A 21,537-nucleotide genomic window follows, 5' to 3' on the forward strand; every position below is an offset into this window, starting at 1 on the left:
CCGGGTGTCGCCGAAGGCCTGTGGAGTGCGGGAGCTTGCTCCCGCTTTGGAGCGTTCGGGCTGCCCAGGGCAAGAGCGGCGGCAATCCGCCGCGCTCTAGAGGTTCGGCGACGTCCCTTGGTGCCCTGCGGAGGCTGCGGACGCTACTTGACCCGCATGCCGGGAAGGGCGCCGTCGTCCGGGGCGAGCAGGAAGATGTCCTTCCCGCCCGGACCGGCGGCCAGGACCATCCCCTCGGAGACGCCGAAGCGCATCTTGCGTGGAGCCAGGTTCGCGACCATGACCGTGAGCCGGCCGGCAAGGTCTTCGGGCGCGTAGGCGGAGCGGATGCCGGCGAAAACCTGGCGCTGTTCGCCACCGAGATCGAGGGTGAGCCGCAGCAGCTTGTCCGCACCCTCGACGTACTCGGCGGCAGCGATGCGCGCCACGCGCAGGTCGAGGCGGGCGAAGGTTTCGTAGTCGATGGTTTCGGCGATGGGGTCCATGACGGGTTCCTGTGCTCCGGCGGACGTGCCGGCCGTGGCTGCATCGGCCGACGTCCCGGATCCAGGGGCGGCGCCTGGTGGCGCCGCATCGGCAGCACCCGCTCCTGTCGGTGCCATACCGGCAGGGCCTGCATCCGTCGGCGCCAGGCTCTCCCGGGAGGCCTCGAGCAGGGCCGTCACCGCAGCCGGCTCGATCCGGGTCATCAGCGCCTCGTAGGGCCGGATGGTTCCACCGATCAGCGGTTCTTCCCGGGCCGCCCAGGCGAGGTCCTCGCGGTTCAGGAAGCGGCCCGCCTGCGCGGCCAGGCGGGGCAGCACGGGAGCGAGGTAGATGATCAGGATGCGGAACAGATCCAGCCCCTGGGTGCAGGTCGCCTGGACCTCGTCGGCGCGTTCCGGATCCTTCGCCAGCACCCACGGCCTGGCCTCGTCGATGTACTGGTTGGCCTGGTCGGCCAGCGCCATGATCTGCCGCATGGCCTGACTGTACTCACGGCCCTCGTAGTAGCGGGCGATCGTATCGCCGGCGACGACGAACTGCTGGTGCAGCTCGGGGCGCGGCAGCCGGGGGGACAGCGCGCCGTCGAAGCGCTTGGTCAGGAAACCGGCGCAGCGGCTGGCGATGTTGACCACCTTTCCGACCAGATCGGAGTTCACGCGCTGCACGAAGTCATCCAGGCTGAGGTCGATGTCGTCGACACCCGCGCCCAGCTTCGCCGCGAAGTAGTAGCGCAGGGCTTCGGGGTTCAGGTGGTCGAGGAAGTCGCGGGCGCGGATGAAGGTGCCGCGGGACTTCGACATCTTCTGGCCGTTCACGGTGAGGAAGCCGTGGCAGAACACCGCGGTCGGGGTGCGGAAGCCGGCGCCGTGCAGCATCGCCGGCCAGAACAATGTGTGAAAGTAGGCGATGTCCTTGCCGATGAAATGGTACATCTCGGTCTCGGAGCCCGCGCCCCACCAGGCGTCGAAGTCCAGCCCCTCCTGCTCCGCATAGGCCTTGAAGCTGGCCATGTAGCCGACCGGCGCGTCCAGCCACACGTAGAAGAACTTGCCCGGTGCGTCCGGAATCTCGAAGCCGAAGTAGGGCGCGTCGCGCGAGATGTCCCAATCCGCCAGGCCCGCCTCGAACCACTCGTTCAGCTTGTTGCGGATCGCGCTCTGCAGCCGCCCTGAACCCGTCCAATCGCGCAGGAAGGTCTCGAAGTCCGCGAGCTGGAAGAAGTAGTGCTCGGAGTCGCGGGGCACCGGGCGTGCTCCGCTGATGGCCGAGACCGCGTCCTGCAGATCCATCGGGCTGTAGGTGGCGCCGCAGGCCTCGCAGGAATCGCCGTACTGGTCGGTTGCGCCGCATTTGGGGCAGGTGCCCTTGATGAAGCGGTCGGGCAGGAACAGGCCTGCCTCCGGGTCATAGGCCTGCTGGATGGTGCGCACCGCGATGTGGCCGCCCGCCTTCAGCGCCTTATAGATAAAGGTGGCGCAATAGCGGTTCTCTTCCGAGTGCGTGCTGTGATAGTGATCGAAGCCGACCAGAAATTCGGCGAAATCCGCCTCGTGCTCGGTGCGCACCCGGGCAATCAACGCCTCCGGCTCGATGCCCTCGGCTCGCGCCTTGAGCATGATCGGGGTCCCGTGGGCGTCGTCCGCGCAGACATAGATCGCCTCGTGACCCCGCGCGCGCTGGAAGCGCGCCCAGATGTCCGTCTGGATGTATTCGACCAGATGTCCCAGGTGGATCGGGCCGTTGGCGTACGGCAGGGCGCTGGTGATGAGGATCTTGCGGCGGGATTCGGTCATCGCGGGCAGGCGGTCTCTTTTGGCGTGAGGCGGGCGGCGGCTAACCCATTATTCTCGGGGCTGGGCTGTGGCTTGTCGAGGCGTTGGTGCGCAGAAGGAGCCCGGCTTGACCGCCTCGGCGCGGTCGATCGCCCCTGTCGCCGCTATTGTGCCGCACGCCGTGGGTGATTTGGCGGGGCGGTTCCCGATCGTTACTATGCGCGGTCTAGGCAAATCACAGGGAATCAGTCAACCATGTCCGAGTTATCGCGTCTGCAGATCGAAACCGCCCTGAAAACGGTTCAGGACAAGTACCTGGAGAAGGACCTGATGGCGGCGGGCGCCGTGAAGGACATCGGCATCGACGGCGCGCGGGCCACGGTCGCGATCGAACTGGGATATTCGGCTTCGGGCTATTTCGACGAACTGCGCGAAAATGTGGAGAAGGCGCTCGCGACCGTAGACGGCCTCGATCACGCCGATGTCACGATATCCAGCCGGGTGGTTTCGCATGCGGTGCAGAAGAGTCTGAAACCGATGGCCGGCATCAAGAACATCATCGCCGTGGCTTCGGGCAAGGGCGGGGTGGGCAAGTCGACCACCGCGGTCAACCTGGCGCTGGCCCTGGCTGCAGAGGGCGGCAAGGTCGGGATCCTGGACGCCGACATTTACGGCCCCAGCCAGCCGCGGATGCTCGGGATCACCGACAAGCCGGAGTCCAAGGACGGCAAGAGCATGGAACCGCTGCGGAAATACGGTCTGCAGGCGATGTCGATCGGCTTCCTGATCGAGGAAGACACCCCGATGATCTGGCGCGGACCGATGGTGACCCAGGCGCTGGAGCAGTTGCTGCGCGATACCAACTGGGAGGATCTGGACTATCTCGTGGTCGACCTGCCGCCGGGCACCGGCGACATCCAGCTCACGCTGTCCCAGAAGATCCCGGTCAGCGGGGCGGTGATCGTGACGACGCCCCAGGACATCGCCCTGCTGGACGCGCGCAAGGGCCTGAAGATGTTCGAAAAGGTGGACGTGCCTGTGCTGGGCATCGTCGAGAACATGAGCATCCACATCTGCTCAAAGTGCGGCCACGAGGAGTACATCTTCGGTCAGGGCGGTGGCGAGAAGATGGCGACCGACTACAGCGTCGACCTGCTCGGCGCGCTGCCGCTGGACATCAGCATCCGCGAGCAGGCCGACGGCGGCGAGCCGACGGTGGTGCGCTCACCCGACAGCCGCATCGCGGAGATCTACCGCGAGATCGCCCGCCGCACCGGCGCCAAGCTGGCCGAGACGAGCAAGGATTACAGCGGCAAGTTCCCGAGCATCGTGATCAAGAACACCTGACCGATGTCCATCAAGTCGGACCGGTGGATTCGTCGCATGGCCGAGTCCACCGGCATGATCGAGCCCTTCGAGCCGGGACAGGTGCGTTTCCGCGAGGATCTGCGCATCGTGTCCTACGGAACCTCGAGTTACGGCTACGATGTCCGCTGCGCGGACGAATTCAAGATCTTCACGAACATCAACAGCTCGATCGTCGATCCGAAGTCCTTCGATGAACGCAGCTTCGTCGACGTGAAGGCCGATGTCTGCATCATCCCGCCGAACTCCTTCGCGCTGGCGCGTACGGTGGAATACTTCCGGATTCCGCGCAACGTGCTGACGATCTGCCTCGGCAAAAGCACCTATGCGCGCTGCGGGATCATCGTCAACGTAACGCCGCTGGAGCCCGAGTGGGAGGGGCACGTGACGCTGGAGTTCTCGAACACCACGCCGCTGCCGGCCAAGATCTACGCCAACGAGGGCATCGCCCAGATGCTGTTCCTGGAATCCGACGAGGTCTGCGAGACTTCCTACAGGGACCGAGGCGGAAAGTACCAGGGCCAGCGGGGCGTCACCCTGCCCAAGACCTGAGACGGGGCCTGCCGCGCACCAACGCGGGCGCACCGGGGGCGTATCAGCGTGAAAGTCATGGCCCCCGTTCTGTAGGTCGGGTTAGCGTAGCGTAACCCGACGTGCCGGGGACGACTCATGGAGTGCGGGAGCTTGCTCCCGCCATTCGGTGCCGGGGATCACCCAGCTCCCGACAGCCGCGGCAAGCCGCCGCACTCCATAGGCGTTTCCGCTCAAACAGCGACAGATCGGGCGTCAGAAGTTCTCGGTGGAGGTGAACAGGCCGACGCGCAGATCCTTTGCGGTATAGATCTCGCGACCGTCCACCTGCACCGAGCCGTCGGCGATGCCGAGCACCAGCTTGCGGGCGATCACCCGCTTCATGTCCAGATGGTAGGTCACCTTCTTCGCGGTCGGCAGCACCTGGCCGGTGAACTTCACCTCGCCCACGCCGAGCGCGCGCCCGCGTCCCGGGTTGCCCAGCCAGGCCAAGTGGAAGCCGACGAGCTGCCACATCGCGTCGAGGCCGAGGCAGCCGGGCATCACCGGGTCGCCCGGGAAATGGCAGGCGAAGAACCAGAGGTCCGGATGGATGTCCAGTTCCGCGAGCATCTCGCCCTTGCCGTACTTGCCGCCGTCGCTGTTGATCTTCAGCACCCGGTCCATCATCAGCATGTTCGGTACGGGCAGGCGGGCGTTGCCCGGACCGAACATCCTGCCGTAGCCGCAGTCCAGCAGTTCGTCGCGGTCGTAATGGTCTTTCTGCATGATGGAGTCCTGGTGCAAACCCGGTATTGGACCGAAACCGGTGGCCAAAAGCAATTCCGGTCCTGTCGGCGGCCGGTTCGGGCAACCAGCGCAGTTGCTGGACTTGGGTGATCGATCGGCCATACTTCGTGGTCTGTCCACGCGGGGGAGGGGAAGGTGACCGAAACGATCCTGATCTGGGTGGCCGCCATCCTCGTGCTCATCCTCGTGCTGGACTTCGCGCGGCAGCCGGTACGCCGGTTCCTCGTCGCCACGGCCAGCCTGATCGCGCGGATCACCTGCGGGCTGCGCGCACAACTGGTGCATCTGCGCGACGCCGTTGGGCGCTGGCAGAGTCTGCACCTGGCGCGGCTCGAGGCTGTGCGCCTGGCCGATGCGGTGGATGCGCTCGAGCGCAACTACGGTGATCTGATCGGGCACGACCTGGCGCTGTTACCGGATCTGCGCCAGCACACCTACGCCGTCCTCCGCGACCTCGAGTCGGCCTATGCCCGCGAGGAGACGGGTCTCACGAGTGAGCCGGCCTGGGTACGCCGCCTTGAGTCGCTCGCGCGTACCCCCTCCGGTGACCAGCCGCAGAGCCAGCGCCTGGCCCGTGACATGCAGGAGACCGTGCTGCGCATCGCCCGGATGGCTCTGGAGGAGCACCGCCAGAATGCCCGGGCGTTGTTGGCCACCCGGCGCAGGCTGCAGCAGCCGTTGCAGGATCTGGTGTCGCGTCTGGCGTCGCTGCAGGAGCGTCTGGCGAGCCTGGAGGGGCAGGCGCAGGGACTGGACGCAAAGCTGAAGCGGTTCGAACAGAACCGGACCAACCGTTCGCTGCGCATGCCGGTCTACGCGCGTGCCGGCGGGCAGTGGTTGCTCAGCGCCGCCGGCCTGGCGCTGGCGGCGCTTGCCGTCTACGTCTACCAGCAGGTCTTCCACGAGCCCTTCGAACTCCTGTTTCCGGCCCTGACCGACACCACACCCGATGTCTCGATGCTCGCGATCTGGACGCTGCTGGGCGTTTCGGCCCTGACCGGCTGGATCCTGGTCGAAACGCGCGCGGCTGCCGGCGCGGGCTTGACGCCACTGGCGCGCCTTGCCCCGTTCTCGCGCGCGCTGCTCACGGCCATCGCCGGAGCGATCCTGCTCGCCGTGGTGATCGTCTCCATGATCAACGGCTATCTTCGGGAATGGTTTCTCTACCGGGCCGAACTGGTCGAGGTGCTGATGGCTGGTGGCGTCCAGCCACCGGGGCCCGATGTGGATTGGGTCGCGCAGATTCTCGGGGGACTTCTCGGGTTGGTTTTGCCGCTGGTGGTCGCCCTTGCACCGCTATGGCTGCTCGGGCTGCTGGCGGCCACGCGCGTGCTCTCCGGCGGCGCACTCTGGGTCCTGCTGGCACTGCTCGCGGGGCTGCTGCAGTGGCTGGCGGGAATTTCCATGCAGCTGCGCCGCTGGCTCCCGGCGGGCTTCGATCTCGTGATCTTCCTTCCCGAGGCCTTCAGACGCTGGCGCCGGCGCGACCCGGCCTGACGCGTCAGCCGGAGCGAGAAGTTCTCCGGGAGCACCCTTCGGCCGCGAGGACTGGTAAACTGCCACGCCGATTGACCGTTTCGCGAGAGCTGGGAGAAGGGCAGCATGGGTTTCAGATTTGTCGGCATCGTATTTGTCTTGGGTTTGCTCCTGGTCTTCACGACGCAGGCGGCGGCGCAAAACGTCACGCGCTACATCAGCGAGGAACTCGAGGTGGGCGTGCGCACCGGGAAGACGCTGCAGAACCGAATCATCCGGAGCGCGCGCAGCGGCGAGCAGGTCACCGTGCTGCAACAGGATCCCGATGGTCACTCGCAGATCCGGTTCGCCAACGGCACCGAGGGCTGGATTCTCACCCGTTACCTGCAGAATCAGCCGCATTCGCGTGAACGGCTCGCGGCGGTGCAGGCGGAACTGGACGAGATCCGCTCCGGTTCCGACGACCAGGCCGGCCGTATTGCCCAGTTGCTGGATACGCGCCGGGGCCTGGAGGCCGAGCGCGAGACCCTGCAGCGTCAACTTGCCGACCTCGAGAGTGAGCTCGAGGAGTTGCGGGATGTCGCCGCCCGTCCACAGGAAATCCGGGCTCAGAACGCGCAGCTGCGCAGTTCCCTGGTCGAGGCACAGGGCTCCGCCGAGGACTACCGCCGCCAGGTCGAGGTGATGCGGGCGGACAGCCAGCGCAAGTGGTTCATGACCGGCGCGCTGGTGACGGTGGGTTCGCTGATTTTCGGAATCCTGCTGACGCGGCTTCCGCGCCGGCGTCGCAGCAGCGAGTGGTAGCCCGAACAGGAAGCCGATGGTTGCTTGCGCCCGAGGCACCGGGCCGGTAGCCTTCGCGCGGTTCCGTGTTGCCGTGTTGCGGCACTGCACCTGGCTCTGGATGCCAATCCGTGTGCGCATCGGGGTGCGCCCGCTTTCCTGACCAAGGAGTCTTGACCGAATGCTGTACGCGATTCTGTCGACATTCGTGCTGGCGGCGCTCGCGCCTTGGGTGCACCGGCTGACAGGGCGCTACAGCGGCTGGGTGCTGGCGTTGCTTCCCGCCGCGCTCTTCCTCTACTTCGCCAGCTTCCTCCCGGCCATCAATGCCGGCGAGGTGGTGATACTGGTCACGCCCTGGATGCCCGGGCTGGACATCCAGCTCTCGTTCCTGGTCGATGGGCTGTCCCTGCTGTTCGCATTGCTGATCTCGGGGATCGGCTTCTTCATCGTCAGTTACGCCGGGCGTTACCTCGAGAAGAGCCGTGACCTCGGGCGCTTTTACGTGCTCATCCTGTCGTTCATGGGCTCGATGCTGGGCCTGGTGCTGGCCGACAACCTGGTCGCGATGTTCGTCTTCTGGGAGCTGACCAGCGTCACTTCCTATCTGCTGATCGGTTACAACCACGAGGACCTGAAGGCGCGCAAGGCGGCGCTGCAGGGGCTGATCGTGACCGTTGGCGGCGGGCTGGCCCTGCTCGCGGGGATCGTGATGCTGGCCATCGCCGGCGGCAGCTACGAACTCTCGGAGATCCTGAATTCCGGCGATGCCGTGCGCGAACACGCGCTGTACCTGCCGCTGCTGATCCTGATCCTCCTCGGCGCCTTCACCAAGTCCGCACAGGTGCCGTTCCACTTCTGGCTGCCGAACGCGATGGCGGCGCCGACGCCGGTCTCGGCCTACCTGCATTCGGCGACCATGGTGAAGGCCGGCATCTACCTGCTGGCGCGGCTGAATCCGTCACTGGGCGGCACCGAGGTCTGGTTCACGGTGCTCGCGCTGTTTGGCGCGGTGACGATGTTCGTCGGTGTGTTCCTGTCGTTCCGCAGCACCGGCATCAAGAGCGTGCTCGCGTATTCGACCGTGATGGCGCTGGGCATGCTGACCATGCTGATCGGCATTGGCACCGAGACGGCGCTGCTCGCGGCGATGGCGTTCCTGCTCGCGCATTCGCTGTACAAAGGCGCGCTGTTCCTGGTGGCCGGGATTCTCGATCACGAGGCGGGCGCGAAGGACTTCCTGCAGACGGGGGGGCTGCGGGCTGCGCTCCCGGTGACCTCGGCCTTCGCGATTCTTGCGGCATTGTCGATGGCCGGCGTGCTGCCGCTGTTCGGCTTCGTGGCCAAGGAACTGATGCTGGAGTCGGTGCTGGGTGCGCCGGGGCTGGTGCCGCTGCTGGCGTTGCTCGCGATCGCCTCGGCCATCCTCGGGGTTGGCGTGGCGGCGATCGTCGGCATCCGGCCCTGGTTCGGCCCGCGCGTCGAGACACCGAAGACGCCGCATGAGGCGCCGCCGGCACTGGTCGCCGGTCCCGTGGTGCTGGCCAGCCTGGGCCTGGTGTTCGGACTCGGGCCGGGTCTGGCGGAGGGCGGCATACTGGCCGCCGCGGCGCAGGCGGTGAACGGCGGCGTGCCGGTCGACGCCTACCTGGCGCTGTGGCACGGACTGAACTGGCCGCTCGCGATCAGCGTGCTCGCGCTGGTGGCCGGGCTGTTCCTGTACAGCCGCTGGGAGCGCGTGCGGGAGCTGCTGGCCTGGGTCGACACCGCGTCCCGGTACGGGCCGGAGCGCGGCTACGACAAGATGATGGACGGGATCATCGGCTTTTCCGACTGGCAGACGCGCGTACTGCAGAACGGTTATCTGCGCTTCTACATCATGTTCATCATCGTGGCCACCGCCCTGATGGTCGGCGTGACGGCGCAGATCTTCGGGGTGTCCGTGGGCCCGTTGGCGATCGCGGACCTGCGCGTGTACGAAATGGCGATCGTCGCGATCATGGCGTTGTCCGCGCTGTTCGCGGTGCTCACCCGCTCGCGCCTGGGGGCGGTTGCGGCCCTCGGCTCCTTCGGCTTTACCGTGGCCCTGATCTTCGTTCTGTTCAGCGCGCTGGATGTGGGAATCACCCAGATCCTGGTCGAAACGCTGACGGTGATCCTGCTGGTGCTGGTGCTGTTCCGCCTGCCCGGCTTCCTCGGCCTGTCGCCCTGGTGGGTCAAGCTGCGCGATGCGACGATCGCGCTCGCCGCCGGGGGCATGGTGACGCTGCTGATCCTCAGCACGCACAGTGCGCGCGAGTTCGATTCCATCGCACAGGAGCTGATCGAGTGGTCGGTGCCCGAGGGCTACGGCCGCAACGTGGTGAACGTGATCCTGGTCGATTTCCGGACCCTCGACACGCTGGGTGAGATTTTCGTACTCGCGCTGGCGGCCGTGGGGGTTTACGCGATGATCCGCTTCCGCGCGGAGGACCGCCGATGAACATGCACTCGCTGATCCTGCGTACCGCGGGGAACTTCCTGCTGCCGCTGCTGCTGCTTTTTTCGGTGTTTCTGCTGCTGCGCGGTCACGACGAGCCGGGCGGCGGGTTCATCGCCGGGCTGGTCGCGGCCGGTGCGATCGTGCTGTACGTGTTCTCGATGGATATCGCCTCCGCGCGCAGGCTGCTGCGCGTCGATCCGCGCGACCTCCTCGGCGCGGGGATGGTCATCGCGGTCCTGAGTGGCGCGCCGGCGGCGTTCCTGGGCCAGCCGTACTTCACCGCGCAGTGGTGGGAGTTCGGGCTGCCCGGGGGTGGGGAGCTGAAGCTGAGCACGGTGCTCATCTTCGACATCGGCGTGTACCTGGTGGTCGTCGGCGCGGTGCTGACGATCATTCTCAACCTGGCCGAGGCGGAGGACTGACGATGGAAATCGTGATGGCCCTCGTAATCGGCTTCCTGTACGCGGCGGCGCTGTACATGATGCTGCGCCGTTCCATCGTGAAACTCGTGATCGGCCTGGTGCTGCTCTCGAATGCGGCGAACCTGCTGATCTTCACTGCCGCCGGGCTGGTGCGCGGCGCGCCTCCGCTGATCTACCCGGGCGATCTCGTTCCGCCGGGCGTCAGCGCCGACCCGCTCGCGCAGGCGCTGATCCTGACCGCGATCGTGATCGGGTTCGGCGTGCTCGCCTTCGCGGTGGTGCTGATTCACCGCGCCTACGAGGTAGTGGGCGCCGATGACATGGATAAGATGAAGGATACGGATACATGAGCGCGTACATGAACGCGCTGGTCGCGCTTCCTGTCATCCTCCCGTTACTTGCCGGGGCGCTGTCCCTGGCGTTCTGGCGTTCGAGCGCGGCGCAGAAACTGCTGGGTGTGTTCGGCACGTTGGCCCTGCTGGTGGTGTCGGTGCACCTGCTGTTCGAGACCTGGGAACACGACCACATCGTGATGCACATGGGGAGCTGGCATGCGCCGTTCGGCATCGTGCTGGTTTCCGACATGCTCGCCGCGATCATGGTGGTCCTGACCGGGATCATCGGCCTGGCGACCGCCGTGTACTCGCTGTCCGACATCGGCACCCGCCACGAGCGCTTCGGGTACTACCCGCTGTTCCACCTGTTGCTCGCGGGCGTGAACGGCGCCTTCCTGACCGGCGACATCTTCAACCTCTACGTGTGGTTCGAGGTGATGCTGGTCGCGTCCTTCGCGCTGCTGATCCTCGGCGGCGAACGGGCGCAGATGGAGGGCGCGATCAAGTACGTGACGCTGAACCTCGTCTCGTCGATGCTGTTCCTGACCGCGATCGGTCTGCTCTACGGCCTGACCGGCACGCTGAACATGGCCGACATCGCGGTGAGGCTGGCCGAGGTGGAAGACACCGGCCTGGTGACCGTGATCGCGATGCTGTTCATGGTGTCCTTTGGCATCAAGGCGGCGGCGTTCCCGTTCTTCTTCTGGCTGCCGGCGTCGTATCACACGCCGAAGGTCGCGGTCTCGGCGCTGTTCGCGGGCATGCTGACCAAGGTGGGTGTGTACGCGCTGTACCGCGTGTTTACGCTGATCTTCAACCAGGACGTCGACTACACGCACGAGATCCTGCTCTGGATCGCGATGCTGACCATGCTGACCGGCGTGCTCGGCGCCGCGGCCCAGTTCGAGTTCCGGCGCATCCTGTCCTTCCACATCATCAGCCAGATCGGCTACATGATCCTGGGACTCGCGCTGTTCACGCCGCTCGCGATCGTGGGCGGGGTGTTCTACATCATGCACCACATCATCGTGAAGGCGAATCTATTCCTGATCAGTGGCTTGACGTACCAATTGAAGGGATCGCACGAGCTAAGGGAGCTGGGCGGGCTGTACCGATCGCACCCGATGCTCGCGGTGTTGTTCATGGTTCCCGCGCTGTCGCTGGCCGGCCTGCCGCCACTGTCCGGATTCTTCGCGAAGTTCATCATCATCCGCGCCGGCATCGAGGTCGAGGCGTGGCTGGCGGTGGCGGTGGCTTTGGTGGTCGGTCTACTGACACTGTATTCGATGGTGAAGATCTGGAACGAGGTGTTCTGGAAAGCGCAGCCCGCGGGCTTCGGGCAGACTCCCACGCCCGTCCGGCCCCTGTTCTGGATGTGGCCGCCGATCGTCGGCCTCGCGCTGATGACGGTAATGATCGGACTCTACGGCCAGCCGATCTTCGAGATGGCAGAGTTGTCCGCCGAGCAGCTGCTTGACACCTCGCGGTACATCGAGGCGGTGCTCGGTGCGGACTACGTCGAGTCCCTGCAGGAGATGCGGCGATGATCGCGCTGATCTGGAACATCGCGCTGGCGCTGATCTGGATGGCGCTTACCGGTTCCTTCACCGGTGCCAACCTGTTGCTCGGTTTCGTGCTGGGCTACGTCGTGCTCGCGCTCACGCTTGGGCGCAAGCCGGCATTCCGGAAATACCTGTTGAAGGTGCCGCAGTTCTTCGCGTTTCTCGGCTATTTCTTCTGGGAACTGCTGCTCTCGAACCTCAAGGTCGCCTACGATGTGCTGACACCCACGCATCACATGTCTCCCGGCGTGATCGCGATGCCGCTGGACGCCGAGACCGATGGCGAGATCACCATCGTGGCGAACCTGATTTCACTGACGCCCGGGACGCTGAGCCTGGACGTGTCGAGCGACAAGAAAGTGCTTTACATCCACGTGATGTATCTGGACGACCGCGATGCGGTGATCCGGAGCATCAAGGTCCTGGAGGCCCGTGCGCTCCAGGTGCTGCGCTGAGGGAACGGTATGTTCGACTACGCGATCTTCGTCGCCTACGCGCTGCTCAGCCTGGCACTGGTGCTGAGTTTCGTGCGCCTCGTCCTGGGCCCATCGCTTCCCGACCGCGTGGTGGCGCTGGAGCTTCTCGCATCGCTGACCGTGGGCTTCATCGGTGTTGCGGTGGTGGCCACCGGCCGATCCGCTTTTCTGGACGTGGCGATGGTGCTGGCGCTGACCGCATTTCTCGCGGCGATCGCCTTCGCACGCTATCTCGAGAAGGGAGGACACCGCATTGATGATTGAGTTGCTGACCGCCGTGTTTCTGGTGGGCGGGGCCGGCTTCATGCTGATCGCCGCACTTGGGTTGCTGCGCATGCCGGATCTGCTCACCCGCATGCATGCGACGACCAAGGCGGGCGTGCTCGGTGCCGGTCTGATCATGGTGGGCGCCGCGATCTTCATCGGGCAGCTGACGGTGGTGGTCAAGGCCGTGGCCGTGATCGCGTTCCTCATCCTCACCGCTCCGGTGGCTGCGCACGCGATCGGCAGGGCGGGGTACTTCATGGGCGTGCCGCTGTGGTCACAGACGCATACCGATGAACTCGAGGGGCGCTACGATCCAGAGACCCACATCCTCGCCTCGTCGTCGGAAAAGCCGTCCGGGAACGATGACCAGCCGCCGCGCAAGACCTCAGACAGCGACTCCAGTAGGCCGGGTTAGCGCAGCGTAACCCGACAAGCCCCTCATCCCCCCACCGCGTAGGTCGGGTTAGCGCAGCGTAACCCGACAGATCCCGCCCCTCCTGTTTCCCATTAGGCCCGTTCGGCCTGAATGGCGTCACCCGATCACCTCGCTCAAAAGCCACGACACCAGCAGCCCGCGGGAATCACCGCCATCCACAACATCCTCCTGCTCGAGGATCACGATCACCTCCTCGACGTAACGCTGCAGGGTCCCCGGCGCATCTGCGCCAACGCCGCCCCGACCCGACGACACAGGGTCCGCCAGGTCGATTGGTTTGTCCGCAGGGGCAGGGATACACTTTCCACCGGTGAGGATGGTCGTGGTTGCCCTCGAACGGCAGCCGTACGCCCGGCCGTCAAGCGCCGGACGGTGGTCGCAGCTTCATGATCAACAACAAACGGCACACAGGGGGCAACGTGGAATTCAGCTTGGGTGATTTGGCCGAGAGACTGGGCGTCGAACTGAGTGGTGACCCCCGGCGTCCGATCCACGGGATCAGTGGCCTGGGCTCCAGCAAGCCCGGTACCATCAGCTTTCTGGCGCATTCCCGCTATCGTCACCATCTGCGCGGGACCCGTGCCGCTGCGGTCATCCTGACGCAGGAGGAACGTCAGCACTGTCCTGTCGATGCGCTGATCAGTGCCACCCCGTATCTCTGTTATGCCCGCCTCACCGCACTGTTTGCCCCGCGGTTTCCCGCCGCCGAGCCCATTCATCCAAGCGCCGTGGTCGATCCCGGCGCCAGCCTGGGCGCGGGGGTTCGGATCGGTGCCAATGCGGTGGTCGCCGACGGGGTGATACTGGGCGAGGGGGTTGAGATCGGCGCCGGGTCTGTGGTGTTGCAGGGCAGCCGTATCGGCGCCTCCAGCCGTCTGATGCCGAATGTCACCGTTTATCATGACTGCGTGATTGGTGAACGGGCCCTGATCCACAGTGGTGCGGTGATCGGCAGCGACGGCTTCGGGTTCGCCCCGGATGGCAAGGAGTGGGTCAAGATCCACCAGTTGGGCCGGGTGGTGATCGGCAATGACGTGGAGATCGGGGCCAACACCTGTGTCGACCGGGGCGCCATCGAAGATACGCTGATCGGCGATGGTGCCAAGCTCGACAACCTGATCCAGTTGGCGCACAACGTAAAAGTGGGCGCCCGCACGGTGATGGCGGGCTGCGTGGGGATCGCCGGGAGCGTGGATATCGGCGAGGACTGTGCGCTGGGCGGTGGCGTCGGCGTTGCCGGCCACCTGAGTCTTCCTCCCGGTACCACGGTCATGGGGATGTCGCTGGTGAGCAGTTCGCCGCCCGAGCCGGGTGTCTATGCCGGAGGCCTGCCGGCCGCGAAGCGCGGGGAATGGCAGCGCAATGCGTTGCGCTTCCGTCAGCTCGATGGCATCGCGAAGCGTCTGAACAAGCTGGAAAAGGCGCTGGAAGAAGGGCGGACGTGACCCGCGTGCCGAAGGCCGGCAGCTTCGGTTCGCGTTCTGGAATAGAAACTCCCGGACGAACCACTGGCGGAGGCAGGAAGCCGGACCGGACCCGCGGCTGGCGACGGGGGCGTGTACGGACGACGAGGCCGTTGGCAGTCAGGCCGCAGGGCCAACCCCTGTCGGGTTACGCTGCGCTAACCCGACCTACGCGACTGGCGGAGGCAGGAAGCCGGACCGGACCCGCGGCTGGCGACGGGGGCGTGTACGGACGACGAGGCCGTTGGCAGTCAGGCCGCAGGGCCAACCCCTGTCGGGTTACGCTGCGCTAACCCGACCTACGCGACCACGTGGCCACACCGCATCACCGTAGGTCGGGTTAGCCCGAAGGGCGTAACCCGACATCACGCTTGGCTCAGGCCGCGTACCGGGCCTTGGCTTCGCGGGCCGCCTTAGCCTCGGCCTCGGAGTAGGCCTTGCCCGACCACAGCATTTCGTAGGCGATCTCCTCGTTGCCATTCTCGCAGAGGTCGAGCACCTCGCGGAACAGCGGCTGGAAGGTCTCGCTGCGGTGCGATGCCTCGTGTTCCTCGAACGACTTCCAGAAGGTGATGATCAGGGCCTCCTTGTCCTTCAAGGGGCTGTCCACGGGCTGGCCGATGGTCGAGCCCTCGTTCGAAACGGCACCGGAATTCATGGCCACGAACCCGCCGACAAAGCCGGTGTCGGAGTGGTAGGTCTTCACGTTCTCGCAGAGCATCGCGACGCGCTCCTGAAGATCGTCCACCGTGTATTCCGGCTTGATGATCACGCGATTGAGGGTCACGACACCATCGGGCGGGAAGTTGCTGATGAGCTGACTCATGACTGCCTCCTTTTCGGCAACAAGCCCCATGCGGGGCGTTTCAGTACTTGATTGACTGCTAATATAAATGACCTAGTAGAATAGTCAAGAATTCCCCTGCGGCTTACGGACCATTACACTCTTCACCATGGATATTCACGACTCCGATCCGCTGCGGCGCCTTCGCGCCATCATGGCGCGGCTGCGCGACCCGGACGGCGGCTGCCCCTGGGATCGTGCGCAAACGCCCGGATCGATCGTCCCCTATACCCTGGAGGAGGCCTACGAGGTCGGCGAGGCCATCGCCAGCGCAGAGCCCGAAGCCATCCAGGGCGAGCTCGGAGACCTGCTCTTCCAGGTGGTTTTCCAGGCGCGTCTGGGCGAGGAGGCCGGGGATTTCGACTTCGACGACATCGCGCGCGCGATTGGCGACAAGCTGCTGCGCCGGCACCCGCACGTGTTCGGCGATGCCGAGTTCGCGCAGGACCACGAGCGGGAAGCGGCGTGGGAATCGGCCAAGGCCGACGAGCGCCGCGATCGCGACCGGCACAGCGCGCTGGATGACATCCCGCTGGCGATGCCGGCGCTGGCGCGTGCCCAGAAACTGCAGCGCCGGGCGCGGCGGGTCGGCTTCGACTGGGACGAAGCGGCTGCGGTCATCGACAAGATCCGCGAGGAGATCGGCGAGGTGCAGGCCGAGTTCGAGCAGGGTGCCGTGCCCGAACGCCTCACGGACGAGGTGGGTGACGTGCTGTTCACCGTGGTGAACTGGGCTCGGCACCTGGGCGTCGACGCAGAGACCGCGCTGCGCGGCAGCAACCGCAAGTTCGAACGCCGCTTTCGCGCAATGGAAACCCTGGCCGAAGCCGATGGTCCAGGGATGAACGATCTGAGCCTGGACGAACTCGAAGCCCTCTGGGCCGAGGCGAAGCGCTCGGAAGGAAAGGGTCCCCTGGACCACCTTTGACGCAAGGATTCCCCATGTCGCACGTACTGGAAGTACCCGAGCACTTCATGCCGGCCCGGATCGAGCGGATCGAGCAGGTTACGCCGTTGATCAAGGTCTTCACCCTCGCAGCAGATCCACTGCGCTTCCGCGCGCGGGCGGGCCAGTGGGTGGATCTTGCGATCCCCACCGCCGGCGAGCCCCTGGTCGGAGGGTATTCGGTGGTCTCCGCGCCCAGCGCCGACGGTCGCCTGCAGCTCGCGATCAAATATGCCGATCACCACGACGCCACGCATCACCTGCACACCGTGAGCCGGGTCGGCGATGAAGTCTTCGTTACCGCCGGCCAGGGCCCGTTCTATTTCGAGCACGGGATGAGTCGGGAAGTGGTGCTGCTGGGCGCCGGTATCGGCGTCACGCCCTTGATGAGCATCCTGCGTTTCATCCACGCCGAGGCGCCCGACGTTCACGTGCACCTCGTCTACAGCGTGGCATCGCGGCGCGAGGTGCTGTTCGCCGAGGAACTCGCCCAAATCTCCCGCTCGCCCAACATCGACGTGACGCTCACGGTGACCCGCGATGCCGAGGACTGGCTCGGACACACGGGCCGCATCAGTCATCCGCTGCTCGAGTCCCTGAACCTGTCTCGGGAGGCGCTGTACTACTTCTGCGGCTCGCGCGAATTCATCGAGGACATGACCGATCTGCTCGGCGAGTGGGGCATCCCGGAGCAACAACTCAAGTACGAGAAGTGGTGGTAGCCCGAGGTGCCTCGGAGCCTGCGATCCACGTAGGCGACCCAGGGCTCAGATGAGCCGTAGCGAGAAGTCGGTTGCGCGCAGATGCTTGGTGAGGCTGCCCATCGAGATGTAGTCCACGCCGGTGGCGGCGATGCTGGGCAGGGTCTGCTCGCTCACGTTCCCGGACGCCTCGGAGACGGCGCGCCCCCGGATCCTTTCCACGGCTTCGCGCAGCGGTTCCAGTTCGAAGTTGTCCAGCATCACGATGTCGGCGCCGGCGTCCAGCGCCTGACTGACCTCATCCAGGGTCTCGGTCTCCACCTCGATCCAGCGACCCTTGCCCATCGCGCGGGCCCGTTCCACCGCGACCTGGATGGAGCCGCAGGCCAGGATGTGGTTCTCCTTGATCAGCACCGCGTCCCAGAGCCCCATCCGGTGGCTGTATCCGCCGCCGCAGCGCACCGCGTACTTCTGCGCGACGCGCAGACCGGGAAGCGTCTTGCGGGTGTCCAGAAGACGCGTGCGGCCCCCGGCGAGGAGCTTGACCAGCCGCGCGGTCTCGGTGGCCGTTCCCGACAGCGTCTGGAGCAGGTTCAGGGCGCAGCGTTCGGCAGAGAGGATGGCCCGGGCAGGCCCGCTGATCTCGGCGACGATACCGGGCGTCTCCACGGTCGTCGCCTCGTCGACCGTCCACAGCACGCGTACCCCCGGCGCGAGGGCCCGGAAACAGGCGTTGAACCATGCCTGCCCGCAGATCACCGCGGGTTCGCGCAGGTGCAGCTCCGCGCGGGCCTGCTGCTCCGCGGGAACGAGTGTCGCGGAGAGGTCTCCGGAGCCGAGGTCCTCCCGCAATACCGCCTGGACCAGTGTCTGGATCTCTCCGGGATCCGGCGGCTCGGCCGGTTCGGCGAAGGGATCGAGCAAACGGCCTGTGCGGGCCTGATTCATCGCTGCCCCCGGTGACGGGCTGCGGACCGGCCGGATGCGTGGCCGCACCATATCCGGCTGGTTTTGCGGAGCGAAAATGTCTCGGTGCTGTTCACGGTTCCTTGTATAGCGGATTCGGCAGGTGGTGAGAAGCCCCGAACGATCGAAGATCGCGCCGGCCGCTTTGCCACAGGAGCGAGGGGCGCGCCGCCCGGTCCTGGCGCGTTACACTCCAACGCGTGATCCAGCGGTTGTGGAGGGCTTGCCGTGAGCGACGATCATCTGTCCCGCAGGGGCATGCTGAATGCCGGCATGCTCCTGGCGTTACTGGCATTGGCGGTATTCGTGGCGGCGACGGGGGCGATCTGGCCTGCCCTGCAGGTTTGGCTGGCCGATCTGAGTACGCTGCAGTTGGGCGTCCTCGCGAGTTTCGTCGCCGGCATGTTCACTGCAGTCGGGGCGATCCCCATCTTCTTCCTGCGGCGCATATCGCGCGAGGTGGAGGACACCCTGATGGGATTCGGCGCCGGGGTGATGCTCGCGGCGACCGCCTTTGAGTTGGTGTTGCCGGCGGCCGCGATTGCCGAGGCAGACCTCGGCAACTCCTGGCTGGCGGCGCTGCTGGTCGGTACCGGTATCGCGCTCGGCGGCGGCTTCCTGCTGGCGCTGCACCGGCTGGTGCCGCACGAGCATTTCGTGACCGGGCCACAGAGCGGCGCGGACCCGAAGAAGATCCGGCGGGTCTGGCTGTTCGTGTTCGCGATCGCCCTGCACAACCTGCCCGAGGGACTGGCCGTGGGCGTTGGCTTCGGCGGCGAGGATCTGAGCGACGGGGTCGCGCTCGCGATCGGGATCGGCCTGCAGAACATCCCCGAGGGCCTGGTGGTCGCGGTGGCGCTGATGACCCTCGGATACAGCCGGCTGGCGGCCTTCGGCGTCACGCTGCTGACCGGCCTGGTGCAGCCTGTCGGCGGCCTGATCGGGGCCGGGGCGGTGACCCTGATGGAGATGCTGCTGCCGTGGGGGCTGGCCTTTGCCGCCGGGGCGATGCTGTTCGTGATCAGTCACGAGATCATCCCCGAGTCCCATCGCAAGGGGCACGAAGGGAAAGCCACCTTCGGGGTTCTGCTGGGCTTCATCGTGATGCTCACCATCGATATGGTGCTGGACTGAGCCAGGCCGTGACAGTTAGCGCGGTTGCGCAGATCATGGCTTGTCTGGATTCGCCCCCAGCGGGTTTTCGCGATCCCAACCCAATCCACAAATGACCGTACAGGAGGAACCACCATGCCTGGCAAGCCAATTCGTACCGCCCTGGTGACCGGCAATTCCAGCGGACTGGGCCTCGGCCTGACCCGCGTGCTGATGCGCGAGGGTGCCGCAGTGTATGGCCTCAGCCGCCGCGGCTGCCCCGAAGAGACGGCGGGCGACGTGCGCGTCGACCTGGCCCAGTACGAAGCCATTGCACCTGCCATGGCGCAGCTGCTGGACGGGGTCGAAAGCCTGGACCTGGTGGTCCTGAACGCGGGCCTGCTCGGGCAGATCCAGAGCATGCAGGAGGCGGACATCGCCGAGCTCCGGCAGTTGATGGACGTGAACGTTTGGGCGAACAAGCCGATTCTCGACCATCTCTTGGCGCATGGCATCGAGGTGGGCCAGATCATCGCCATCTCCTCCGGGGCCTCGGTATCCGGCAATTTTGGCTGGAGCGGCTACTCGATCTCGAAGGCGGCCCTGAACATGTTCGTGCAGCTGTACGCGCACGAGTTTCCGGACACGCACATGCACGCCCTTGCGCCCGGTCTGGTCGACACCGCGATGCAGGAATTCATCTCCGATGCAGTCGACCTCGAGCGCTTTCCGGCCCTGAAGCGCCTGAAGGAGGCGCGCGGCACCGACGCGATGCCCGACAACGAATCCGCCGCGCAACAGATCCTCGGCAGTCTGGCACGACTCCGCGACGCCCCCAGCGGACGCTTCGTCGACCTGCGCGACTTGTCCTAGCCGTAGGGAGCAGCCAGGCAACCCGAGGGTGCAATGAGCGGCGCGCATTGCATCGCTGGAGGCCTCGCGCCTGCGGGCTGTCCCCGCTCTGGAAGCGGTGCGGTTCGGCTGCGCTTCAGGGCACCCTGCGAGAGTCTTACGGGCCAGGGCATCACGGGGGGAAGGGTTGCACCGCGGGCGCTTGGAGCCCTGTTCGTCTTGACATCCTCCCCGCCATGAACGGCTGGCTTGACGCGCCTTTTGGCCATAAACCGGTTTTTCGGCATATTCCGAATATGGCGATATAAAAGATTTTCATCGCGGGTCATCAAAAAAAAATAAGCTACTAGAGCGCTGGGACATTGTTCCCGCGGCTCTGTTGCGGGAGTCCAGTGCGGGCAAGGGCTGGGTCACTTCTCGCCCAGCTTTTCCACAGGTTGCTCAGCCTCTTTGCACAGCAATGACACAACATATTGTGTCTAGGAATGCCCGGACACACGCCCTATAGTATCTCGCCGTAACCCCCGGTTCAGCGCGAGGTCCTTATGCACAGCGAAGCCCAGCCCCTCTCTCCGTCGGTTCCCGCCGAAGTCTCCCACGCCGTCGACGCAGGCCCGAGTGCCGAGATCCTCGCGACCTCGCCGGGACGGCACCAGGTGATCCGCCGCAATGGCAAGGTCACCCATTTCGACGGCGCGAAGATCGGTGTCGCAATCACCAAGGCCTTTCTGGCCGTGGAGGGGGGTGGCGCCGCGGCCAGCCGCCGCATTCACGAGATCGTCGAGGACCTGACCGGGCAGGTCACGGACAACCTGTTCCGCCGCGCGGGCGGTAGTGGCGTCCAGGTGCACATCGAGGACATCCAGGACCAGGTCGAACTGGTGCTGATGCGCGGCGGCCACCACAAGGTCGCCCGGGCCTATGTGCTGTACCGCGAGAAACAGGCAGAGAAGCGCGCCGCCGAGGCCGCGAAGAAGAAGCCGGCGCCCGCTGCGGCGGATGTGCTGCACGTCACCCGCGCCGACGGCACCCGCGTGCCGCTCGACGAGGCGCGTATGGCTGCGGTCGTCGACGAGGCCTGTCGAGACCTGGAGCAGGTGGACGCGGCCAGGGTGCTGGCCGAGGCCCGGCGCAACCTGTTCGACGGCGTCGCCGAGAAGGACGTCGGCACCGCCCTGGTGATGGCGGCCCGCGTACAGATCGAGCAGGAGCCGAATTACTCGCAGGTCACCGCGCGCCTGCTGATGGACAACCTGCGCCGCGAAGCGCTGAGCTTCCTGGCCGGTCTGCCGCAGGAGGCCACCCAGGCCGAGATGGGCGCACGCTACCCCGAGTACTTCCACGCCTACATCAAGCGCGCGGCCCAGCTCGAGCTGGTCGACTCCGAACTCACCCGCTACGATCTCGACGCCTTGGGCAAGGCAATGAAGCCCGAGCGCGACCTGCAGTTCACCTACCTCGGCCTGCAGACCCTGTACGACCGCTACTTCA

General features: G+C 65.9%; 22 protein-coding genes. 17 read left to right on the forward strand and 5 right to left on the reverse strand.

Annotated features, from left to right (window positions below):
• Positions 1-143 precede the first annotated feature (143 nt).
• Complete coding sequence (gene metG / locus EA346_RS01700) at positions 144-2,279, reverse strand: methionine--tRNA ligase (RefSeq protein WP_296754848.1); 2,136 nt, start codon at positions 2,277-2,279, stop codon at positions 144-146.
• Positions 2,280-2,513: 234 nt separating this feature from the next.
• On the opposite strand from metG, the gene apbC reads away from it, so the two are divergent.
• Together apbC and dcd are read left to right on the forward strand one after the other, a co-directional pair.
• Positions 2,514-3,605, forward strand: a complete 1,092-nt coding sequence (gene apbC, locus EA346_RS01705) for an iron-sulfur cluster carrier protein ApbC (protein WP_296754850.1) — start codon at positions 2,514-2,516, stop codon at positions 3,603-3,605.
• Between the two features lie 3 nt (positions 3,606-3,608).
• Positions 3,609-4,175 (forward strand): dCTP deaminase, encoded by a 567-nt coding sequence (gene dcd, locus EA346_RS01710; RefSeq protein WP_296754852.1) that lies wholly within the window; start codon positions 3,609-3,611, stop codon positions 4,173-4,175.
• Between the two features lie 234 nt (positions 4,176-4,409).
• Here dcd and fabA read toward each other — a convergent pair whose 3' ends face one another.
• A complete protein-coding gene (gene fabA / locus EA346_RS01715) occupies positions 4,410-4,922 on the reverse strand; it encodes a 3-hydroxyacyl-[acyl-carrier-protein] dehydratase FabA (protein WP_296751835.1) in 513 nt (170 codons plus the stop codon).
• 171 nt (positions 4,923-5,093) lie between these two features.
• Here fabA and EA346_RS01720 point away from each other — a divergent pair, with 171 nt between their 5' ends.
• The 9 genes from EA346_RS01720 (at position 5,094) to mnhG (ending at position 13,161) form a co-directional block, all read left to right on the forward strand.
• Entirely contained in the window at positions 5,094-6,440 is a 1,347-nt protein-coding gene (locus EA346_RS01720; protein WP_296754892.1) for a hypothetical protein, read from the forward strand.
• Positions 6,441-6,545: 105 nt separating this feature from the next.
• Positions 6,546-7,223, forward strand: coding sequence for a TIGR04211 family SH3 domain-containing protein (locus tag EA346_RS01725; RefSeq protein ID WP_296754854.1), 678 nt, complete (start codon positions 6,546-6,548; stop codon positions 7,221-7,223).
• A 160-nt stretch (positions 7,224-7,383) separates the two neighbouring features.
• Positions 7,384-9,684 (forward strand): putative monovalent cation/H+ antiporter subunit A, encoded by a 2,301-nt coding sequence (locus tag EA346_RS01730; RefSeq protein WP_296754857.1) that lies wholly within the window; start codon positions 7,384-7,386, stop codon positions 9,682-9,684.
• A complete protein-coding gene (locus EA346_RS01735; protein ID WP_296754859.1) occupies positions 9,681-10,106 on the forward strand; it encodes a Na+/H+ antiporter subunit B in 426 nt (141 codons plus the stop codon). Before EA346_RS01730 ends, EA346_RS01735 begins: the two co-directional genes overlap by 4 nt.
• Positions 10,107-10,108: 2 nt before the next feature.
• On the forward strand, positions 10,109-10,456 hold the full coding sequence (locus tag EA346_RS01740; RefSeq protein WP_296754861.1) for a Na+/H+ antiporter subunit C: 348 nt from the start codon (positions 10,109-10,111) through the stop codon (positions 10,454-10,456).
• A gap of 8 nt (positions 10,457-10,464) precedes the next feature.
• Entirely contained in the window at positions 10,465-11,988 is a 1,524-nt protein-coding gene (locus EA346_RS01745) for a Na+/H+ antiporter subunit D (RefSeq protein ID WP_296754893.1), read from the forward strand.
• The gene (locus EA346_RS01750; protein WP_296754863.1) at positions 11,985-12,458 is read left to right on the forward strand and encodes a Na+/H+ antiporter subunit E; all 474 of its coding nucleotides are present in this window, start codon (positions 11,985-11,987) and stop codon (positions 12,456-12,458) included. The genes EA346_RS01745 and EA346_RS01750 overlap by 4 nt, the downstream gene beginning before the upstream one ends.
• A gap of 9 nt (positions 12,459-12,467) precedes the next feature.
• On the forward strand, positions 12,468-12,743 hold the full coding sequence (locus EA346_RS01755; RefSeq protein WP_296754865.1) for a monovalent cation/H+ antiporter complex subunit F: 276 nt from the start codon (positions 12,468-12,470) through the stop codon (positions 12,741-12,743).
• Positions 12,736-13,161: a monovalent cation/H(+) antiporter subunit G gene (gene mnhG / locus EA346_RS01760; RefSeq protein ID WP_296754868.1), complete on the forward strand. Its 426-nt coding sequence runs from the start codon at positions 12,736-12,738 to the stop codon at positions 13,159-13,161. Before EA346_RS01755 ends, mnhG begins: the two co-directional genes overlap by 8 nt.
• Before the next feature lie 117 nt (positions 13,162-13,278).
• Here mnhG and EA346_RS01765 read toward each other — a convergent pair whose 3' ends face one another.
• Positions 13,279-13,437 (reverse strand): hypothetical protein, encoded by a 159-nt coding sequence (locus tag EA346_RS01765; protein WP_296754870.1) that lies wholly within the window; start codon positions 13,435-13,437, stop codon positions 13,279-13,281.
• Positions 13,438-13,568: 131 nt separating this feature from the next.
• On the opposite strand from EA346_RS01765, the gene lpxD reads away from it, so the two are divergent.
• A complete protein-coding gene (lpxD, locus tag EA346_RS01770; protein ID WP_296754872.1) occupies positions 13,569-14,627 on the forward strand; it encodes a UDP-3-O-(3-hydroxymyristoyl)glucosamine N-acyltransferase in 1,059 nt (352 codons plus the stop codon).
• A gap of 394 nt (positions 14,628-15,021) precedes the next feature.
• On the opposite strand, the gene EA346_RS01775 is transcribed toward lpxD, so the two are convergent.
• Positions 15,022-15,471, reverse strand: coding sequence for a ligand-binding protein SH3 (locus EA346_RS01775; RefSeq protein ID WP_296754874.1), 450 nt, complete (start codon positions 15,469-15,471; stop codon positions 15,022-15,024).
• A gap of 127 nt (positions 15,472-15,598) precedes the next feature.
• Between EA346_RS01775 and mazG the strand changes: the two genes are divergently transcribed.
• Complete coding sequence (gene mazG / locus EA346_RS01780) at positions 15,599-16,417, forward strand: nucleoside triphosphate pyrophosphohydrolase (protein WP_296754877.1); 819 nt, start codon at positions 15,599-15,601, stop codon at positions 16,415-16,417.
• A gap of 14 nt (positions 16,418-16,431) precedes the next feature.
• Positions 16,432-17,157 (forward strand): ferredoxin--NADP reductase, encoded by a 726-nt coding sequence (locus tag EA346_RS01785; protein WP_296754879.1) that lies wholly within the window; start codon positions 16,432-16,434, stop codon positions 17,155-17,157.
• 45 nt (positions 17,158-17,202) lie between these two features.
• Here the strand turns inward: EA346_RS01785 and nadC are convergent, their stop codons facing one another.
• Complete coding sequence (gene nadC / locus EA346_RS01790; RefSeq protein ID WP_296754880.1) at positions 17,203-18,084, reverse strand: carboxylating nicotinate-nucleotide diphosphorylase; 882 nt, start codon at positions 18,082-18,084, stop codon at positions 17,203-17,205.
• Between the two features lie 276 nt (positions 18,085-18,360).
• Between nadC and EA346_RS01795 the strand changes: the two genes are divergently transcribed.
• The 3 genes from EA346_RS01795 to EA346_RS01805 all read left to right on the forward strand — a co-directional run.
• Entirely contained in the window at positions 18,361-19,236 is an 876-nt protein-coding gene (locus EA346_RS01795; protein ID WP_296754895.1) for a ZIP family metal transporter, read from the forward strand.
• Between the two features lie 114 nt (positions 19,237-19,350).
• Positions 19,351-20,067: an SDR family NAD(P)-dependent oxidoreductase gene (locus EA346_RS01800; protein WP_296754882.1), complete on the forward strand. Its 717-nt coding sequence runs from the start codon at positions 19,351-19,353 to the stop codon at positions 20,065-20,067.
• 524 nt (positions 20,068-20,591) lie between these two features.
• Positions 20,592-21,537, forward strand: a 946-nt coding sequence (locus EA346_RS01805) for an ATP cone domain-containing protein (RefSeq protein WP_296754885.1), incomplete at its 3' end; no start/stop codon positions are given.

Source organism: Thioalkalivibrio sp., assembly GCF_007692535.1.
In the GTDB taxonomy this organism is placed as follows: domain Bacteria; phylum Pseudomonadota; class Gammaproteobacteria; order Ectothiorhodospirales; family Ectothiorhodospiraceae; genus Thioalkalivibrio.

Excerpts from the sequence above, each read along its gene's own strand:
- metG (WP_296754848.1), bottom strand. The coding sequence starts at position 2,279 with ATGACCGAATCCCGCCGCAAGATCCTCATCACCAGCGCCCTGCCGTAC.
- apbC (WP_296754850.1), top strand. The coding sequence starts at position 2,514 with ATGTCCGAGTTATCGCGTCTGCAGATCGAAACCGCCCTGAAAACGGTT.
- dcd (WP_296754852.1), top strand. The coding sequence starts at position 3,609 with ATGTCCATCAAGTCGGACCGGTGGATTCGTCGCATGGCCGAGTCCACC.
- fabA (WP_296751835.1), bottom strand. The coding sequence starts at position 4,922 with ATGCAGAAAGACCATTACGACCGCGACGAACTGCTGGACTGCGGCTAC.
- EA346_RS01725 (WP_296754854.1), top strand. The coding sequence starts at position 6,546 with ATGGGTTTCAGATTTGTCGGCATCGTATTTGTCTTGGGTTTGCTCCTG.
- EA346_RS01730 (WP_296754857.1), top strand. The coding sequence starts at position 7,384 with ATGCTGTACGCGATTCTGTCGACATTCGTGCTGGCGGCGCTCGCGCCT.
- EA346_RS01735 (WP_296754859.1), top strand. The coding sequence starts at position 9,681 with ATGAACATGCACTCGCTGATCCTGCGTACCGCGGGGAACTTCCTGCTG.
- EA346_RS01740 (WP_296754861.1), top strand. The coding sequence starts at position 10,109 with ATGGAAATCGTGATGGCCCTCGTAATCGGCTTCCTGTACGCGGCGGCG.
- EA346_RS01745 (WP_296754893.1), top strand. The coding sequence starts at position 10,465 with ATGAACGCGCTGGTCGCGCTTCCTGTCATCCTCCCGTTACTTGCCGGG.
- EA346_RS01750 (WP_296754863.1), top strand. The coding sequence starts at position 11,985 with ATGATCGCGCTGATCTGGAACATCGCGCTGGCGCTGATCTGGATGGCG.
- EA346_RS01755 (WP_296754865.1), top strand. The coding sequence starts at position 12,468 with ATGTTCGACTACGCGATCTTCGTCGCCTACGCGCTGCTCAGCCTGGCA.
- mnhG (WP_296754868.1), top strand. The coding sequence starts at position 12,736 with ATGATTGAGTTGCTGACCGCCGTGTTTCTGGTGGGCGGGGCCGGCTTC.
- lpxD (WP_296754872.1), top strand. The coding sequence starts at position 13,569 with ATGATCAACAACAAACGGCACACAGGGGGCAACGTGGAATTCAGCTTG.
- EA346_RS01775 (WP_296754874.1), bottom strand. The coding sequence starts at position 15,471 with ATGAGTCAGCTCATCAGCAACTTCCCGCCCGATGGTGTCGTGACCCTC.
- mazG (WP_296754877.1), top strand. The coding sequence starts at position 15,599 with ATGGATATTCACGACTCCGATCCGCTGCGGCGCCTTCGCGCCATCATG.
- EA346_RS01785 (WP_296754879.1), top strand. The coding sequence starts at position 16,432 with ATGTCGCACGTACTGGAAGTACCCGAGCACTTCATGCCGGCCCGGATC.
- nadC (WP_296754880.1), bottom strand. The coding sequence starts at position 18,084 with ATGAATCAGGCCCGCACAGGCCGTTTGCTCGATCCCTTCGCCGAACCG.
- EA346_RS01795 (WP_296754895.1), top strand. The coding sequence starts at position 18,361 with ATGCTGAATGCCGGCATGCTCCTGGCGTTACTGGCATTGGCGGTATTC.
- EA346_RS01800 (WP_296754882.1), top strand. The coding sequence starts at position 19,351 with ATGCCTGGCAAGCCAATTCGTACCGCCCTGGTGACCGGCAATTCCAGC.